At 69.3% G+C, this 16,470-nt stretch carries 16 protein-coding genes; 8 read left to right on the top strand and 8 right to left on the bottom strand.

Translation table 11 applies throughout. The annotated features are described in order from the left end of the window. The 7 genes from BLR91_RS15350 to BLR91_RS15380 form a co-directional block, all read right to left on the bottom strand. Positions 1–1,998 (bottom strand): beta-galactosidase, encoded by a 1,998-nt coding sequence (locus tag BLR91_RS15350; protein ID WP_089880544.1) that lies wholly within the window; start codon positions 1,996–1,998, stop codon positions 1–3. Beyond that, a complete protein-coding gene (locus BLR91_RS15355; RefSeq protein WP_089938097.1) occupies positions 1,995–2,936 on the bottom strand; it encodes a carbohydrate ABC transporter permease in 942 nt (313 codons plus the stop codon). The genes BLR91_RS15350 and BLR91_RS15355 overlap by 4 nt, the downstream gene beginning before the upstream one ends. Next, positions 2,929–3,882: a carbohydrate ABC transporter permease gene (locus BLR91_RS15360; protein ID WP_089880537.1), complete on the bottom strand. Its 954-nt coding sequence runs from the start codon at positions 3,880–3,882 to the stop codon at positions 2,929–2,931. The genes BLR91_RS15355 and BLR91_RS15360 overlap by 8 nt, the downstream gene beginning before the upstream one ends. A 70-nt stretch (positions 3,883–3,952) precedes the next feature. After that, positions 3,953–5,311: an ABC transporter substrate-binding protein gene (locus tag BLR91_RS15365; RefSeq protein ID WP_231371112.1), complete on the bottom strand. Its 1,359-nt coding sequence runs from the start codon at positions 5,309–5,311 to the stop codon at positions 3,953–3,955. Between the two features lie 29 nt (positions 5,312–5,340). Beyond that, positions 5,341–7,443 (bottom strand): beta-galactosidase, encoded by a 2,103-nt coding sequence (locus tag BLR91_RS15370; RefSeq protein ID WP_089880534.1) that lies wholly within the window; start codon positions 7,441–7,443, stop codon positions 5,341–5,343. Positions 7,444–7,585: 142 nt separating this feature from the next. Next, positions 7,586–8,584 (bottom strand): LacI family DNA-binding transcriptional regulator, encoded by a 999-nt coding sequence (locus BLR91_RS15375; RefSeq protein ID WP_089880531.1) that lies wholly within the window; start codon positions 8,582–8,584, stop codon positions 7,586–7,588. A 40-nt stretch (positions 8,585–8,624) separates the two neighbouring features. Then, on the bottom strand, positions 8,625–9,308 hold the full coding sequence (locus BLR91_RS15380; RefSeq protein ID WP_089880528.1) for an SDR family NAD(P)-dependent oxidoreductase: 684 nt from the start codon (positions 9,306–9,308) through the stop codon (positions 8,625–8,627). 102 nt (positions 9,309–9,410) lie between these two features. Between BLR91_RS15380 and BLR91_RS15385 the strand changes: the two genes are divergently transcribed. Then, positions 9,411–10,250 (top strand): helix-turn-helix domain-containing protein, encoded by an 840-nt coding sequence (locus BLR91_RS15385; RefSeq protein ID WP_089880525.1) that lies wholly within the window; start codon positions 9,411–9,413, stop codon positions 10,248–10,250. A 77-nt stretch (positions 10,251–10,327) separates the two neighbouring features. On the opposite strand, the gene BLR91_RS15390 is transcribed toward BLR91_RS15385, so the two are convergent. After that, positions 10,328–11,071, bottom strand: coding sequence for a phosphotransferase (locus BLR91_RS15390; RefSeq protein ID WP_089880521.1), 744 nt, complete (start codon positions 11,069–11,071; stop codon positions 10,328–10,330). A 56-nt stretch (positions 11,072–11,127) separates the two neighbouring features. Here BLR91_RS15390 and BLR91_RS15395 point away from each other — a divergent pair, with 56 nt between their 5' ends. The 7 genes from BLR91_RS15395 to BLR91_RS15425 all read left to right on the top strand — a co-directional run bounded on the left by BLR91_RS15395 (position 11,128) and on the right by BLR91_RS15425 (position 16,469). Then, positions 11,128–11,394, top strand: coding sequence for a lipopolysaccharide assembly protein LapA domain-containing protein (locus BLR91_RS15395; RefSeq protein ID WP_018189624.1), 267 nt, complete (start codon positions 11,128–11,130; stop codon positions 11,392–11,394). Between the two features lie 65 nt (positions 11,395–11,459). Then, positions 11,460–12,002 (top strand): sigma-70 family RNA polymerase sigma factor, encoded by a 543-nt coding sequence (locus BLR91_RS15400; RefSeq protein ID WP_018189623.1) that lies wholly within the window; start codon positions 11,460–11,462, stop codon positions 12,000–12,002. Continuing rightward, complete coding sequence (locus BLR91_RS15405) at positions 11,992–12,762, top strand: anti-sigma factor (RefSeq protein ID WP_089880517.1); 771 nt, start codon at positions 11,992–11,994, stop codon at positions 12,760–12,762. Before BLR91_RS15400 ends, BLR91_RS15405 begins: the two co-directional genes overlap by 11 nt. 133 nt (positions 12,763–12,895) lie before the next feature. Continuing rightward, positions 12,896–13,750, top strand: a complete 855-nt coding sequence (locus tag BLR91_RS15410) for a DUF4397 domain-containing protein (RefSeq protein WP_231918944.1) — start codon at positions 12,896–12,898, stop codon at positions 13,748–13,750. Beyond that, positions 13,747–14,412, top strand: a complete 666-nt coding sequence (locus BLR91_RS20345; protein ID WP_231918945.1) for a class F sortase — start codon at positions 13,747–13,749, stop codon at positions 14,410–14,412. Before BLR91_RS15410 ends, BLR91_RS20345 begins: the two co-directional genes overlap by 4 nt. Before the next feature lie 81 nt (positions 14,413–14,493). Further along, complete coding sequence (locus BLR91_RS15420) at positions 14,494–15,183, top strand: ABC transporter ATP-binding protein (RefSeq protein ID WP_089881770.1); 690 nt, start codon at positions 14,494–14,496, stop codon at positions 15,181–15,183. After that, complete coding sequence (locus tag BLR91_RS15425; RefSeq protein ID WP_089880509.1) at positions 15,180–16,469, top strand: ABC transporter permease; 1,290 nt, start codon at positions 15,180–15,182, stop codon at positions 16,467–16,469. Before BLR91_RS15420 ends, BLR91_RS15425 begins: the two co-directional genes overlap by 4 nt. The last annotated feature ends 1 nt before the right edge of the window (position 16,470 follow it).

Raw genomic sequence — 16,470 nt, forward strand, 5'->3', positions numbered from 1 at the left:
TCACTCCTCTCGGACGAGCGCCACCCCGTGCGGCTCCAGTCGAAGACCGGCCGCCGACCCCCCCGTGAGGATGTCCGTGCCGGACAGGTCGAGCGTCACCGCCTCCTGGCCGTGGTTGATGGCGGCGAGGAACGCGCCGCGGCGGACGAACTCCACGCCCGGGATGCGCGGCAGCCGCTCCACTGCGGCCTCGGTCAGGATCGAATCCAGCAGCAGTCCGAGCGGTTCGGCGTCGAGCCGGGTCGCGACGTACCAGGCCTGCCCGGAACCACGGGCGTGGCGGGTCACCGCGGGATGCCCGTCCAGCGCTCCGCCCTCGAAGACCGCCTCCACGTCGGCCGATTCGACGCGCACGTACTCCGACCAGAGCGACGCGGAGGCCCGGCCGCCGATGCGGTCGCCGCGGACACCGACGGCGGGCGGCTCGCCGCCGCCGAGCGCGGCGAGATCCGGCGCGGCAGGCGGGGCGAACTCCTCCACCCAGAGCCCGAGCGTCTCGCGCAGCGCGCCGAGGTATCCGCCGGTGCGCACGTGGAGGTCGGGGTCGAGGATGCCGGTGAGATAGCCGACGACCAGCGATCCCCCTCCCGCCGCGTACGCGTCGAGCGCCTCGAGCTGGGCGTCGCTCGCGACGAACAGCGACGGGACGACGACGGCCCGATAGCCGGACAGGTCGCCCGTCGCCTGGACGAAGTCCACCGTGACGCCCGCCGCGGTCAGCGCGATGTGCCAGCCCAGGACGTCGGCGAGGTACGAGATCGTGGTCGGCGACGCCTTCTGCTCGATCGCCCACCAGGAGTCCCAGTCGAAGACGATGGCGACCTGAGCGGGAACGGGTCGCCCGAGCAGGCCATCGACCGACGACAGCGTCGCCAGTTCGGAGCCGAGCTGCTCGACCTCGCGGAAAATGCGCGTGTCCGTGCCGCCGTGGGGCAGCATCCCGGCGTGGAACTTCTCCGCGCCCGCGACCGCCTGCCGCCACTGGAAGAAGAGGATGCCGTCGGCCCCGCGCGCGATGCTCTGGTACGACCACGCCCGCATCTGCCCCGGGAGCTTCGCGGCGTTCCGCTCGCGCCAGTTCACAGCGCCGGGTGACTGCTCCATCAGCAGCCAGGGCGCGCCGCCGCCGAGCGAGCGCATCAGGTCGCGCTGCATCGCGCCGTAGGCCGGGGCGAGCGGATCGGCGGGGTCGGGGTACGAGTCGTCGGAGACGATGTCGACCTCCTGCGCCCACGTCCAGTAGTCGACCGGCTTGAAGAAGCCCATGAAGTTGGTCGTGATCGGAACGTCCGAGTGCGAGCGGATGATCGCCGCCTCTGCGCGGAAGCAGTCCAGCAGCTCGTCCGAGCTGAAACGGTCGAAGTCCAGTACCTGGGTCGGGTTCTTGAAGGTCGGGGCGGCACGCGGCGGGAGGATCTCGTCGAAGGCGCCGTAGTGCTGCGACCAGAAGGCCGTGCCCCACGCGTCGTTGAGCGCCTCGATGGTGCCGTACTTCCGCTCCAGCCAGACCCGGAACGCCGCCGCCGACGCATCGCAGTAGCAGTGGCTGACATGGCAGCCGTACTCGTTGTTGACGTGCCAGAGCGAGAGCGCGGGATGGTCGGCGTAGCGTTCGACGATCCGCTCGACCAGCCGCGCGGCGTAGCGCCGGTAGATCGGCGAGCTCGGGCAATACGCCTGCCGGCTCCCCGACGAGAGCGTGACGCCGTCGACCGTCACCGGCAGCATCTCGGGATGCTTCAGCGCCAGCCACGGTGGCGGCGAAGCGGTCGCCGTGGCCAGGTCGACGCGCACTCCGCCCGCGTGCAGCAGGTCGAGCACCTCATCCAGCCAGGCGAAGTCGAACTCGCCGTCCCTCGGTTCGATGCGCGCCCACGAGAAGATGCCGACGGACGCGATGTTCACGCCAGCCCGGTTCATCAGGCGCACATCCTCGCGCCATACCTCCTCCGGCCACTGCTCAGGGTTGTAGTCGCCGCCGTACCAGAATCCACTCACTCTTTGACACTCCCGCTCGCTAGTCCGGTCGTCCAGTATCGCTGCAAGAACAGGAACGCGATGACCAGAGGGATGATCGACACGAGCGAACCCGTGATGACGACGGAGAACAGCGCCTGCGATCCCCCGCCCGCCGCGCTCGTCGCCTGCTGTTGGGCGAGCCCCACCGTCAACGGGTAGAGCTCGGAGCTGTTCAGCATGATCAGCGGCAGGAAGTAGTTGTTCCAGGTGCCGACCAGCGCGAACAGGAACACCGTGACGATTCCCGGTCCGAGGAGGCGGAGACCGACCTGCCAGAAGATGCGGAACTCGCCCGCGCCATCCACTCGGCCGGCCTCGATCATCGAGTCGGGGATGGCGTCCGCCGCGTACACCCGCATGAGGAACACGCCGAACGGGCTGACCAGCGACGGCACGATGACCGCGGCCGGAGTGTTCGTGATGCCGATCTGGCTGAACATCAGGTAGGCCGGGAGGGCCAGCGCGGTCAGCGGGATCATGATCGCCCCGAGCACCACACTGAACATCAGCACGGACCCCGGGAAGCGGTACTTGGCGAACGCGTATCCCGCCATGGTCGCGAGCAGCGACGCACCGATCGCGCTCACCAGCGCGTAGACGAGCGTGTTGATGGCCCAGTGCAGGTAGATCCCGTTCTGGGCTGTGAAGACCGCACCGATGTTCGCGAACAGGTCGAAGGTGCGTCCGAAGGCGAACCCGAAGGTGGTGAACAGGTCGGCGTTGCTCTTCGTGGATGCGATGAACAGCCAGACGATCGGGAGCACGAAATACAGCGCGCAGATCCAGAGCATCACGGTGAGCAGGGTGCTGCGCTGCGTCTCCCGGTTGTAGGCCCGTGCGCCGCGGCGCCCGGTCCGGCGGCGCGGCGAGACGTCGTCGACAGTCGGCAGCGGGCTGCCGGTGGCGGTCTCAGTCATTGCGGGCCGCCTTCCGCTGGGTCGAGAGCTGGACGACGTACGACACGACCGCGATCACCAGACCGAGCAGGAAGGCGATGGCGGCGGCGTAGTTGACGTCCTGGTTCGTGAACGCCAGGTTGTACGCGTAGTAGTTGGGCGTGTAGCCGTTGTCGATCACGTTCGGCGCGAGCGCGTGCAGCAGGCTCGGCTCGTTGAACAGCTGGAACGTTCCGATGATCGAGAAGATCACCGTCAGGATGATTGCGGGACGGATGCCGGGGATCTTGATGCTCCACGCCACGCGCCACTGGCTGGCGCCGTCGATCTCCGCCGCCTCGAACAGCTCCGTCGGGATCGAGCGGAGCGCCGCGTACATGATGATCATGTTGTAGCCGACGAAGGCCCACGTGACGATGTTCATCATCGAGCCGAGCATGTTCTGGTCGCTCAGCAGGTCGGGAGCCCCGAGGCCGACCGCACGGAACAACTGGGCGATCGGGCCGAAGTCGTTGCCGTACAGGTAGCCCCACATCAGCGTCGCGACCACGCCGGGCACGGCGAACGGCAGGAAGATCAGGAGCCGCAGGGCGACAGAGCCGCGAACGCGGCCGCTATCGAGCGCGAGAGCGAAGAACAGCGACAGCGCCAGCATGATCGGCACCTGGATGACGAGGAAGAGCGCCATGCGCCCGACGCCCGCGAGGAAGTCCGGGTCGGTGAACGCCCGCACGTAGTTGGCGAAGCCGGCGAAGGTCTGGCCGCCGATCAGCTGCGTCGTGAAGAGGCTGAGGTAGCCGGAGTAGAACAGCGGCAGCAGCAGCATGACGATGAAGACGATCATGAAGGGCGCCACGAACAGGTAGGCGGCGATGCTCAGCCGGCGCTGGTTCGCGTTCCTCCGAGGCCGCTGCTTCTCCGTGTGCTCGCGCGTGCGCACCCTCCCGGGTGCGACGGACTGGGTCATGGTGAACTCCCTTGTTCGAGCCGAGGGTGCGGGCCGGCGGCGGATGCGCATCCACCGCCGGCCCCGACCCCTACTTGTTGACGGAGAAGCCCTGCTGGGTCCCGTAGCTGACCAGCGCCTTCTGCCAGGCGTCGAGCCCGGCGGAGAGATCGCCCTTCGCGGCGAGCGCCTTGCCCATCGTCTCGGTGTAGCTCGAGTAGGCGTAGTCCATGTAGGGCAGCCAGTCGAACTTGGTGTCGACGGTGGTGGAGATGTTCGCGAACAGCTTGTTGACCTCCTGGCCGCCGTAGAACTCGGCCTTCTGGTCGACGAACGCCGGGTCCTTCAGCGTGGAGTTCAGCGTCGGGAACAGGAACTGCTTGTTGGCGAACATCAGCGTCGACTCCGGGTCGTTGTTGATGAACTTCGCCAGCTCGTACGCCGCGATCGGGTTCTTCGTGGTCTTCAGGACCGCATCGGAGGACCCGCCCCAGTTGCCCGAGGCCGGCTTCGTTCCGGGTGTCTGCGGCAGCTCGGCCGCACGCCAGAGTCCGGAGGTCTTGGCCGCGGTGCCCTGGAGGAACACCGGAGCCCACGCCGCGGTCAGCCAGCCGGCGTACTTGCCGTTGGCGAGACCCTGGTACCAGCTGTCGGTGAAGTCCGGATCGGTGGAGACGTATCCCTTCTGGATGAGGTCCTGCCAGTACGACGCGACCTTCTTGGCCTCTGCGCTGTTGACGTCGACCGTGACGCCCTTCTTGCCGTCGTAGCCGAACGGCTTCACGCCGGCCTGCCAGAGGAGGCCGAGCATCTGGCCCGCCTGGCTGGAGGCGAGGTTCGACATGTAGACGCCGGTCTTCTCCTTCACCGTCGCGGCGTCGGTCGCGTACTGGTCCCACGTGGTCGGGGGCGTGGTGACGCCGGCCTTGTCGAGGATGTCCTTGCGGTACAGGTTGCCCATCGGGCCCGAGTCCTGCGGCACGGCGTAAACGCCGTTGTTCTGCTTCACCTGGTTCCACACCCACGGCACGTACTGGTCGCCGAGGTCGTTCGCGCCGTACGGCGTGAGGTTCAGGAGGCTGTCGGTGACGGTGAACGATGAGATGTACTGGAACTCGATCTGCGCGACGTCCGGGGCACCCTTTCCCGCCTTCAGTGCCGTTCGCAGCTTCTGGTAGTGCGGAGCGCCCTGGCCGACGTTCTCGACTTTGACCTTGATCGCGGGGTACTTCTTCTCGAAGAGCGCGACCTCGTTCTTGATGTCGGGCACCCACGTCCAGAAGGTGAGGGTGGTCGGCGTCTTCATCGCCTTGTCGATGTCGGACTGCGAGACCGGCTTGGTGTTGTCGGCGGTCCCGCCTCCACCGCCGGTGCAGCCGGTCAGCACGAGGGCGACGGCCAGGAGGCCGGTGCCCAGCGCCACTGCTGTTCTCGGTGCTTTCTTCCTCATGAGCGTTCTCTTTCTCTTGGTGTTCCCGGTCACGCCTGTGAACCGGCGACCTCGAACACGGCGACGCCGCGCGGTTCGAGGGTGAAACGGGACCCGGCGGCGAACCGCTCGCCGGTGTCCAGGTGGATGCTGTCCGCCGGCACGGTGACCACATGCTCGGTCGCGGACCAGTTGTGCACGAAGGCGACGTCCTGGCCGCCGGTGCGCCCGGTGCTGACGGTGACGGGCGACGCGGTCTGCCAGCGCGCGGCGGCGGTCTCGGGGACCAGCCAGCGAGCGAGGCTGCGGGCGAGCTCCCGGTTGGGGACCGTTCCGACGTAGGTCACGCGCCCCGCACCGAACGGCGTGGTCGTGATGGCCGCGTCGGCTCCGAGCTCGGTGGGCTCGTACGACACGAGCGTTGTGGCCCCTTCGACGTTGAGCACGTCGACCCAGGCCGTCGCCTGCGCGCCCGGCTCGAGGTCGAATCCTTCGTCTGCGGCCGTGACCGCCAGCGGCTCGGCGAGGTTGCTGTACTCGTCGTACCAGACGCCGGCGGCGTCATGCAGCCGATCGGGAGCGACAGCGCGGCGGGCACGGGCGAGCTCATCGCCGTACCCGGTCCGGATGCCCAGCACGAGGTGTCCGCCCGCTTCGGCGTAGGCGCGCAACGCATCGAGGGTCGCGTCGTCGGCGACGTACTCGGCGGCAGCGACGAGGATGGGATGCTCGGCGACGAGGTCGGCCGCGGACCGCTGTACGAACTGCCGGGTGTGCTGCACGCGGACCTGCGCGCCGACCTCGCTGAAGCCGCGGTAGAACGCATCGACGATGCGGGCGTAGGAGGTGCCGTCCGGTCCTCCGTCGTCGGTCGCGAGCGGCGGATACGTCTCGAACGACCACAGGGTGTCCGTGGAGTGCAGCATGAGCACGTCCGCATCCGGCACGAACCCGTCGAGCGCGTCGCCCAGCCGCTGCAGGCTCGCGCCCAGTTCGGCGACCTCGCGGTAGATGCGGCCGGGCACCTGGCTGTGCGGGAGGACGCCGCCCCAGTAGGTCTCCACCCCGAAGTGGAGGGTGTGCCAGTGCCAGTACTCGATCATCCGGGCGCCGCGGCTGATCAGCGCATACGCTGCCTGCTTGATCTGGCCGGGGAACGGCGGCTGGTTCTGCCACGGTCCGCCGATCGACTGCGCGTTGGTCTCGGTGACGAGGAACCGCTCCTGCGCCGACGAGAAGGCGCGGTCGCCCCACTGGAACAGCGCCCACGGGCCTGTGTGCCACCACTGGGCGCGGCGTGGGAGGTCGACGTCGGCCGAGAGGCCGTCCTGCATCAGGTAGTAGGGGTTGCCCGCGGTGATGTCGAGGGAGGAGACGAGCTCGTCGTCGGAGATCTGCGGCCGGGAGTACGAGATGCAGGTCGTGACGAACTGGTCGTCCCTGGCGTACTCGCGCACGATCTCGGCCTGCCACGCGATGAGGTCGGTGGCCTGCTCGCCCTGGAACCGGCGCCACTCCAGCTGGTACTGCGGCATCAGGTTGCCGCCCGGGCGCCACAGCTCCGACCACTCGGCGATGCGGTGCGACCAGTAGACGAGCCCCCACTCGTCGTTGAGGCGCTCCACCGTGCCGTAGCGCCTCCGGAGCCAGGAGACGAACGCCTGGAAGGTCGTCTCGTTGTGCGGGAGGTTGTTACCCGGCTCGTTATCCACCTGCCAGCCGATCACGGCCGGGTGGTCGGCATAGCGCGCGACCACCTTCCGGATGATGCGCTCGGCGTACCAGCGGTAGACGGTCGACGACTGGTCCATCTCCTGGCGGGCTCCCCAGCCGATGGCGTGCCCGCGCCCGTCGATCGCCGCGATCTCGGGGTGGAGCGTCTGCAGCCACGGCGGGATGGCGTAGGTCGGCGTCCCGAGGATGACCGCGATGCCGCGGGCGTGGGCTCCGTCGAGCACCGGCTGCAACCAGTCGAGGTCGAACTCGCCGTTCCGCGGCTCCCAGGTGGACCACACCGACTCGCCGACCCGGATGACGGTGAACCCCGCCTCCGACATCAGGTCGAGGTCACGATCGAGCGTCCCCTCCTGCTGGTACTCGGCGTAGTAGGCGGCTCCGAAGAGCACACCGGGGAACGGGGGGTTCTGCGTCATCGTCGACCTTCCGCATCGTTGCGTCCTGCTGTGTGTTGTCGACAACATCCTGCAGCGGGTTCACTCGATGTTGTCGACAACATTTCCTGGTCGCGATGCTACACAGACCGGCGCTCGGCGCACAACCACCGAGACCGGATGGTTACTTTCCGGCTGTCGGCGCTTCGGCCGTCGAGCCCCTCTGCACCAGCTCCGGCAGGCGGTAGCCCGGCACGTCGGCTGTGTCTGCACCCTCGATCTTCGCGATCAGCACGTTCATCAGGTACGCGCCCTCGCCCTCGAAATCGAGGCGGATGGTCGACAGCGACGGCAGGTGGAAGCGCGACTCGGGGGCGTCGTCCATCCCGATCACGCTCACGTCGTCCGGCACCCGGCGGCCGCGCTCGGCCAGGCCGAAGATCAGTCCGATCGCCATGCTGTCGTTGGCGAGGGCGACCGCGGTCACGTCGTCCGGCAGCTGCTGCGCGGCGCGGTAGCCGGCCTCGGCCGACCAGTCGCCCTCGTACTCCCACACCACATCGAGGTCTCGTTCCGCAGCCACGGCGAAGAAGCCGCTGCGCCGCTCCCCCGCCGCGATCCAGACATCCGGCCCGTTCACGAAGGCGACGCGGCGATGCCCGAGGTCGGCGAGATGCGCCGCCGCGAGCCGGCCGGGATGTGCTCGCGGGTTGGTGCCGGAGGACGAGAGCCCCTCCCCCGAGTCGATCGAGATCGGAACGTCGAGTCCGCGATTGGCGACGGCCTCGCGCACCACGTCGGTCTGGGCCGTCGCGAAGACACCCGCGATCTGGTGCTCCATCACCACATCCAGTGCCGCATCGACCGAGTCGGCGTCCTCCCCGTCCATCGACGCGATGTCGAGCACGTAGCCGCGGCTCCGCGCCGCGGTCGTCGCGCCGGCGATGATGCGCCCGGGGCCGGAGAGCTCCATTCGGTGGGCGAGGATGCCGATCCGGTTGGACTGCCGCGAGCGCAGCCAGCGGGCGGCGCCGTTCGGCCGGTAGTTCAGTTCGTCGATCGCGGCTTGGACTTTCTCCCGCGTCGCGGGCCGGATCCCCTCGAAGCCGTTGAGGAACCGGGTGACCGTCTGGTGCGAGACCCCCGCGTGGCGTGCCACATCGTAGATGGTGGCGCGTTTCATGGAATGAAGTGTAGCCACACCGCGCGAGGGCCCCGTCCGGTCAGTACTCGATGCGCCCGAAGCGGTTGTGGAACTCGCCGGTCGGGCCATCCGGACCGAGGGTGGCCAGCGCGACCGTGGCGTCCGTCCCCTCCTGGACGGTCTGATGCCCGCTGTACCCGTTGAACTCCGTCGCGGTGTAGCCCGGATCGCTCGCGTTCACCCGGAAGCCGGGCAGTCCCTTGGCGTACTGCACGGTCAGGGCGATGACCGCCGCCTTGGATGCCGCGTAGGCGATGCCGAGCACCGGATGCTCGTCGTGCCCGGGCGTCGACAGCCAGCGCGGCCAGCCCACTCCCGAGGCGACGTTCACGATGACCGGCGCCGCCGAGCGGCGCAGCAGGGGGAGGCAGGCCTGGGTGACCCGGGCGACGCCGACGACGTTCGTGTCGAGCGTCTGCCGCATCGCCTCGATGTCGAGGTCGTCGGCACCCTGCCGTCGGCCGCCGAGCACGCCGGCGTTGTTGACCAGCACATCCAGTTCCGGCAGGGAGGCGACCGCCGCATCCACACTGGCCTGGTCGGTGACATCGAGGGCCAGCGGGATGGCGCCCAGCGCTCGCGCCTCGTCTCCTGCCGCGATATCGCGCATCCCGGCGTAGACCGTGTGCCCGGCTTCGATGAGTCGGCGGGCGGTCTCGAGGCCGAGGCTGCGGTTGGCTCCTGTGATCAGTGTCGTCGTCATGACCTCGATCCTGTGCGCCCGCCGCGGGGATGCCCAGGCACCGGTCTTCGGGGGTACCGGCAGTACCAGGGTCGGGCGGGCGACCGGACGTACGATGAGGCCATGAGCGAGTTCGCGGCGGTGCTGCGGTCGTGGCGCGACCGGGTCGACCCGGTCGAGGTGGGGCTCCCCGCCGGCCCGGGCCGACGGACGCCGGGCCTGCGCCGCGAAGAGCTCGCCGCCCTCGCCGGCGTGAGCGTCGACTACATCGTGCGTCTGGAGCAGGGTCGCGCGACGAACCCGTCGCCCCAGCTGCTCAGCGCGCTCGCCCGCGCTCTGCGGCTCTCCGCCGAGGAACGCGACCACCTGTTCCGGGTGGCCGGTGCGGCGTCGTCGCCGGCGGGCAGCATCCCGAGGCACCTCACGCCGGGCGTGCAGCGCATCCTCGACCGGATCGGGGATGTGCCGCTCGCGGTGTTCACGGCGTCGTGGGACTTCCTCGTCTGGAACCCGTTGTGGGCGGCGCTGCTGAAGGATCCGTCGGAGATGACGGGACTGGACCGCAATCTGGTCTGGCGGCACTTCACCCACGGCCACTCGGGGGTCGAGTTCGACGACATCCACGCCGAGGAGTTCTCGGCCGACCTCGTCGCCGACCTCCGCCAGGCGCACGGCCGCTACCCCGCCGACCGGGACCTCGAACGCGTGATCGGCCGGCTACGTGCCGCCTCGCCCGACTTCGAGCGCCGCTGGGCCACGGCCCGCGTGGCCGCGCACCGTTCGAGCAGGAAGACGATGACCGACACGATCGTCGGCCCGATCACCGTCGACTGCGACGTGCTGACCGTGCCCGACGGGGACCTCCGCATCGTCGTCTACACCGCAGTGCCGGGCAGCGAGGATGCGGCCAAGCTCGACCTGCTGCGCGTCGCGGGTGTGGAGCGGTTCGCCCCCGCGCCCTGACCTCCCCCGAGATTCGTGCCGAATGTGCGCTTTGCGGCGCTCAAAGCGCACATTCGGCACGAATCTCGGCCCGGGTTTTACAGGGTGCGTGCCCATACGTCGCGGTGAGTGGTCACGTAGCGGGTCACCGCCTGCCAGTGCGCTCCGTGCCCGGTCTCGTACATCGTCGCCCACGGCTCCCGACCCGCGCGGTTCGACGTGTGGAGCAGGTCGTACATCGCCTGCGTTCTACGGCCCATCTCGGTCGGGAGGTTGGCGCGCAGACTCTTGTCGGCGCCGTACCCGTCGACGAATGCCGCGAGCGCCCGGGCGGAGTCCTCGGGGGCGCGGGCCGCGTCGTTGAGCGTGAACGCCTGGGCGGCGTAGGCCAGATCCCAGAGGCGGGTGCTGGGGGCGGAGGCGTCCCAGTCGATGAACAGCCAGCGGTCGCCCACCATCAGGTTCCACGGGGCCAGGTCGTTGTGGCAGACGAGCTCTGCGGCAGGTGCAGGGATCGCCGTCTCCCAGACCGCATGCGGCGGCGGGACGAACGCGGCGCTGGCGTCGTGGATGGCGCGGACCATCTCCCCGACCCGATGCAGCTCGGACAGGGTGAGCGGGTCCGCATCCATCGCCAGACGGCCCGGCACGAACTCCTGGACCTGTCGCCCCTCGTCGTCGCGGCCCAGCGGGGCGGGCGCATCCACACCGGACTCCCGCAGGTGCTCGACGAACGACACGACGCTCGGCGTCGCCGCCGTCCACGGCTTGCGGACGGTGTCGCCGATGCGCACCACCGCGCCCCCGGCGTTTCCCCCGGCGAGCGCCTCTTCCCGTTCCACACGTCGAGGCTAGCCGCCCCTGGCGACCCACCCCTCCCCACCGCCATACTGACCGGATGAGCAGCGCGGGGAACACCGGCCGGGATGACGAGAACCGTCTGACGCGGTTCCTGAAACGCAAGTGGCTGGCGATCGTCCTCATCCTGCTGTTGGTGATCGTGGCCGTGCAGAACCTCGTCGGCGGCGACCGTGCGACCATCTTCGTGCTGTGGACGCAGGTTCAGGTGCCGACCTGGCTGCTGGTGGTGCTCGTCTTCCTGATCGGCGGAGTCGTCGGCTGGGTGCTCGCGCGCAACCGTGCGGCCAGGCGCGCGCGGCGCTGAGGCGTTTTTCGCCAGAACACGGCCGTTTCCTCGCTTTCTGCGGACCTGGGAGCGATGATGACTGCGTGGATGACACCGAGCGTTCACTCGTCGGCGCCCTGCATGCCGGCGATGTGTCCGCGATCGAGCTGTTGTACCAGCGCTGGGGACGGCTGGTCTACACGCTCGCGCTGCGCTCGCTCGGCAACGTCGCCGACGCCGAGGACGTGACGCAGCAGGTGTTCGTCGCCGCCTGGCAGGGACGCGCGGGATTCGATCCGGAGCGCGCGAAGCTCAGTACGTGGCTGATGGCGATCACCCGCCACAAGATCGTCGACGCCTACGAGGCGCGGGCGAAACGTCAGCGCGAACTGGAGGCCTTCATGGAGAGCGTCTACCTCCAGTCGCTCAGCTGGACGGACGAGATCGCCGACAGCGTCGCCATGAGCCAGGAGCTCGACCAGCTGGAGCCGGTGGCGCAGCAGATCATGCGGCTCGCCTTCTACGATCGGCTGACCCATACGCAGATCGCGGCGAAACTCGACCTTCCGTTGGGTACGGTCAAGAGTCATATCCGGCGCAGCCTCCTCCGGCTGCGGGCACGGTTGGAGGACGCGGATGACGCATAGCGACCCGGATGTCCTCGCGATGCTCGCCCTCGGCGAGACCGACATCGACGCGAGAGACGTCGACCACGTGATGACCTGCCCGCAGTGCAGGACGGAGCTGGAGCGCCTGACGCGTGTGACGCGTGCGGCGCGTGAGAACGGCCCGGTCGACTTCGCCCTGCAGGAGCCCTCTCCCCGCGTGTGGGAGAACATCAGCGCGCAGCTGACACTCGACCCGCCCGCGACCTCCAGCGTGGCGGCCGACGACGGCATCCCCTCGGCCACTCGGGCTGATGCTTCCCCGACCCGGGATGTCGCCCCGCGTCGCCGGGGACGCGGCCGTCGTCGCTGGCCGTACCTGGTCTCCGCCGCAGCGGTCGTGCTCGTCGCCGTCGCTGTGGCTCTCGTCGTGTTCATCCGTCCGGCGCCCCAGGTGGAGGCGCAGGCCACGCTGGCCGGACTGCCCGCGTGGTCGACCTCCAACGGTCAGGCCACCATGGAGCGGGAGCCCGACGGCACGACGGTCCTGGCGGTCGAGCTGGACTCCCCGGCCGTGCACTCCCCGGGCACCGCGTACCGCGAGGTGTGGCTGATGAACAGCGACCTCACGAAGGCGATCAGCGTCGGACTCCTGGATGGAGGCACGGGTCGCTTCGTGATGCCGCCCAACATCGCCGCCGCCGACTACCCGGTCGTCGACATCTCGCAGCAGCCGCTCAACGGCGATCCGGCGCACTCGGGCGACAGCATCGTCCGGGGCACCCTGTCCGCGGCACGCTGACCCGGCCCAGCTCCGCTTCCTCTGTTTCCTCCGGTTCCCCCGCGAATCCGTAGGAGGTGCATCCGATTCGCCCTCCGCCCGGAATGTATGGGCATGCGACGCGATCCCGCGTCCGACATCCCTAGGAGGATCGATGAAGATCAGAGCAGTTTCCGCTTCGGCCGTGGTGATCGCCGCGCTCGCGTTCGCGGTGAGCGCCGCCCCCGCCACGGCTGCCGAGTCGGACGTCCAGCTCTCCGTGATCCACGGAGTGCCCGGCACGCCCGTCGACGTGTGGGTGAACGGCACCGACACGATCAAGAACTTCCAGCCCGGCACGATGGCCGGTCCGCTGACCCTGCCGGCCGGGACCTACAGCGTCTCGATCACCAAGGTGGGCGCCACCTCGGCGACGGACAGCCCGGTGATCGGCCCCATCGACCTGCCGCTCGCAGCGGGCGGCGACTATTCGGCGGTCGCGCACCTCGACGCATCGGGCAAGCCGACGGCCACGCTGTTCACGAACGACATGTCCGCCACGGCGGCCGGCCAGGGCCGCCTGACCGTCCGGCACGTCGCGGCGGCTCCCGCGGTCGACGTCGTCGCCGGGGGCAAGGCCGTCGTCAGCAACCTGACCAACCCGAACGAGGCGAAGCTCGACCTGCCCGCATCGACCGTCTCCGCCTCGGTGACGGCCGCGGGCACGACCGAACCCGCCCTGATCGGCCCAGCCGACGTGACGATCGCCGACGGAACGAACACGATCGTCTACGCCTACGGCAGCGCCACCGACAAGAACCTGGCGCTGATGGTCCAGACGATCGACGGTCTGGGCACGCCGCCGAACGGCGTGCAGGCCGGCACGACCGGTGCCGCGTTCCGCGCAGACCAGGCGGCCCGGTCGGAGCAGATTGCGCTGTGGGTCGGCGCCATCGCGCTCCTGCTGACAGCCGCCGTCGCGGCCGGTCTCGTCGTCCGCCGCACCCGTGCGGAGTCCACCCGGGGATGAGTCCCCACACCACAGCCCACGCGAGGGCGGCCGCCGTGTTCGGCGCCGCCCTCGCGTTGGTGGCGCTCACGGGGTGCACGACAGGCGCGAGCGTTGCACCGACGCCGACGGCTCCGACTGTCGGCCCCACTTCGTCGCCGCCCGCTGCGTCGCCCCCGGTGCCCGACATCCCGCGCACGACCATCGACACCAGATCTGCTCCGCCCGTCGCGCCGGAGCAGCCGCCCGCGCGCGTCGCTGTCGCGTCGCTCGGCATCGATATGCCGGTCGTCCCCGTCGGCCTCGATCCGACGGGCGACGTCACCATTCCGTCCGAATCGCACACCGCCGGCTGGTACCGCTACTCGTCCGGCGTATCCGCCACGACGGGCTCGATCGTGGTCGTCGCCCATGTGGATGCCTGGGACGGCATCGGGCCGTTCAGCCGTCTGAAGGACGTGGCGCCCGGCGCGGAGGTCGTGCTCACCGGTGACTCCGGCGCTCGCAGCTTCCGGGTCGACGGCGTCGCTCAGCCGCAGAAGGCGCCCGGGTCGCTGAAGGACTTCTTCGTCGAGACCGGCCCGGCGAAGCTCGTGCTCATCACCTGCGGCGGCGTCTTCGACGACGCCACCGGCCACTACCGCGACAACGTGATCGTGACGGCGACCCCGCTCGGGCCGTGACGCGTGCGCCTCCATAAGGCGTCATGTGCAGTCACTGCACCATCTGTTACAGTGACTGCACTAACGACAAATGGAGGTGTGCTGGTGGAAGCGATCTTGAGCGCCAAGGGTCTCTCGAAGACCTACGGGACCGGAGAGAGCCGGTTCGAGGCGCTGCGCGGAGTGGATCTGGACATCGCTCCGGGAGAGAGCGTGGCGATCGTCGGCAGGAGCGGGTCGGGCAAGTCGACTCTGATGCACCTGCTCGCCTTACTGGATCGTCCGGACGACGGGGAGATGCTCATCGATGGTCGGCCCGCGTCGCACCTGGGAAGGCGGGAGCTCGACAACCTCCGGAACGAACGATTCGGCTTCGTGTTCCAGCAGTTCTTCCTCATCCCGAACCTGACCGTCCTCGAGAACGTGACGTTGCCGCTGGCGATCCGCGGGGTATCACGGAAGGAGCGAGCCCGGCGCGGAATGGAGGTTCTCGAGCGTCTCGACCTCGCCGACAAAGCGAAGAATGCGGCAACGGCGCTTTCCGGAGGCCAGAAGCAGCGCGTGGTCATCGCCCGCGCTCTCGTCGGAGATCCCAGCGTCATCTTCGCCGACGAACCGACCGGCAACCTCGACAGCACCACCGGCGCCCACGTGGAGGATTTGCTGCTGTCGTCGCGGGAGACGGACGGGATCACCCTCGTGCTCGTCACCCACGACGATGACCTGGCGGCGCGATGCGACCGGCGGGTGACCATCACCGATGGCCGCATCGCTGCGGAGGTGGCGGCATGAGAACGGGCGAACTCATCCGGACGGCGGCGCGCAACGTCTTCCGGACCAAGACGCGGGCGATCCTCACCGTGCTGTCGCTCTTCGTCGGCGCGTTCACCCTCACCCTGACCACGGCGCTCGGTTCGGGGGTCTCCGACTACGTCACCAAGCAGCTGGCGTCGCTCGGCTCTCAGGACGTCCTCCTCGTCCAGCGATCCGCGCCCACGGGCACCGGACCGCAGAAGTACGACCCGGAGGCGGGGGGCGCGGCGGCCGCCGCAGGCGGTGCTCCGAACCCGCTCGGAGCGAGCGGCGGCACGCTCTCGGACGCCGATGTGGCCGCGATCGGGAAGATCGACGGCATCGAGCGGGTCGCCCCGATCCAGAGTGTCGCGGTCGACTACATCGCAGCCGCCGACGGCGACCGGTACCAGCTCTCGATCAATCCCACCTCTTCCATCACGCGGGCCGATCTCGCCGCCGGGGACCAGCTTGATCAGAACGCCTCCGCGCATCAGCTGGTGCTGCCCGAGTCGTATCTGGAGCCGCTGGGCCTGAAGTCGGCCGCGGACGCCGTCGGTACCGAGGTCACCCTCGGCCTGACCGACGCGATGGGCAGGCCTCAGACGGTCACCGCGACGATCGTCGGCGTGGCTCGCACCAGCCTGCTCGCCAGCGGCGCGGGCGCGAACAACGCCCTCCTTGACGCCCTCGTCACCTCCCAACGGGCCGGCCTGGACACCCGCGCCGGGTATCCGCTCGCCATCGCCTACCTCGACGGAAACCCTGACGCGCAGCGAATCGACGACCTGAAGGGCGAACTCGCGGACGCGGGATTCAGCGGCCAGACGATCGCGGACCAGCTGGGCACCATCCAGACCGTCATCAACGGCATCATCGGCGTGCTGAACGCTTTCGCCGTGGTGGCCCTGATCGCCGCCGCCTTCGGGATCGTGAACACCCTGTTCATGGGTGTACAGGAGCGCACCCGAGAAATCGGACTCATGAAAGCCCTGGGGATGCCGAGCCGGCGGGTATTCGCCCTGCTCAGCGTCGAGGCCGTCGTCATCGGGCTGCTGGGCAGCGCGCTCGGGGCGGTCGTGGCGATCCTCCTCGGCAGCGGGATCAGCGCCGCCGCGGCGGCCGGTCCGCTGTCGCAGCTGCCCGGGCTCACGCTCCTGCTGTTCCGGCCGGAGTCCGTCCTCGTCGTGGTCGTTGCTATCATGCTCATCGCGTTCCTGGCCGGCGTCCTCCCTGCACGTCGAGCCGCCCGGCAGAACCCGATCGACTCGCTACGCTACGAGTAGG

The organism is Leifsonia sp. 466MF (genome assembly GCF_900100265.1).
Taxonomy (GTDB): Bacteria; Actinomycetota; Actinomycetes; order Actinomycetales; family Microbacteriaceae; genus Leifsonia.

Excerpts from the sequence above, each read along its gene's own strand:
- BLR91_RS20345 (WP_231918945.1), top strand. The coding sequence starts at position 13,747 with ATGAGTCCCCACACCACAGCCCACGCGAGGGCGGCCGCCGTGTTCGGC.
- BLR91_RS15385 (WP_089880525.1), top strand. The coding sequence starts at position 9,411 with ATGAGCGAGTTCGCGGCGGTGCTGCGGTCGTGGCGCGACCGGGTCGAC.
- BLR91_RS15375 (WP_089880531.1), bottom strand. The coding sequence starts at position 8,584 with ATGAAACGCGCCACCATCTACGATGTGGCACGCCACGCGGGGGTCTCG.
- BLR91_RS15410 (WP_231918944.1), top strand. The coding sequence starts at position 12,896 with ATGAAGATCAGAGCAGTTTCCGCTTCGGCCGTGGTGATCGCCGCGCTC.
- BLR91_RS15355 (WP_089938097.1), bottom strand. The coding sequence starts at position 2,936 with ATGACTGAGACCGCCACCGGCAGCCCGCTGCCGACTGTCGACGACGTC.
- BLR91_RS15425 (WP_089880509.1), top strand. The coding sequence starts at position 15,180 with ATGAGAACGGGCGAACTCATCCGGACGGCGGCGCGCAACGTCTTCCGG.
- BLR91_RS15365 (WP_231371112.1), bottom strand. The coding sequence starts at position 5,311 with ATGAGGAAGAAAGCACCGAGAACAGCAGTGGCGCTGGGCACCGGCCTC.
- BLR91_RS15405 (WP_089880517.1), top strand. The coding sequence starts at position 11,992 with ATGACGCATAGCGACCCGGATGTCCTCGCGATGCTCGCCCTCGGCGAG.
- BLR91_RS15370 (WP_089880534.1), bottom strand. The coding sequence starts at position 7,443 with ATGACGCAGAACCCCCCGTTCCCCGGTGTGCTCTTCGGAGCCGCCTAC.
- BLR91_RS15380 (WP_089880528.1), bottom strand. The coding sequence starts at position 9,308 with ATGACGACGACACTGATCACAGGAGCCAACCGCAGCCTCGGCCTCGAG.
- BLR91_RS15395 (WP_018189624.1), top strand. The coding sequence starts at position 11,128 with ATGAGCAGCGCGGGGAACACCGGCCGGGATGACGAGAACCGTCTGACG.
- BLR91_RS15360 (WP_089880537.1), bottom strand. The coding sequence starts at position 3,882 with ATGACCCAGTCCGTCGCACCCGGGAGGGTGCGCACGCGCGAGCACACG.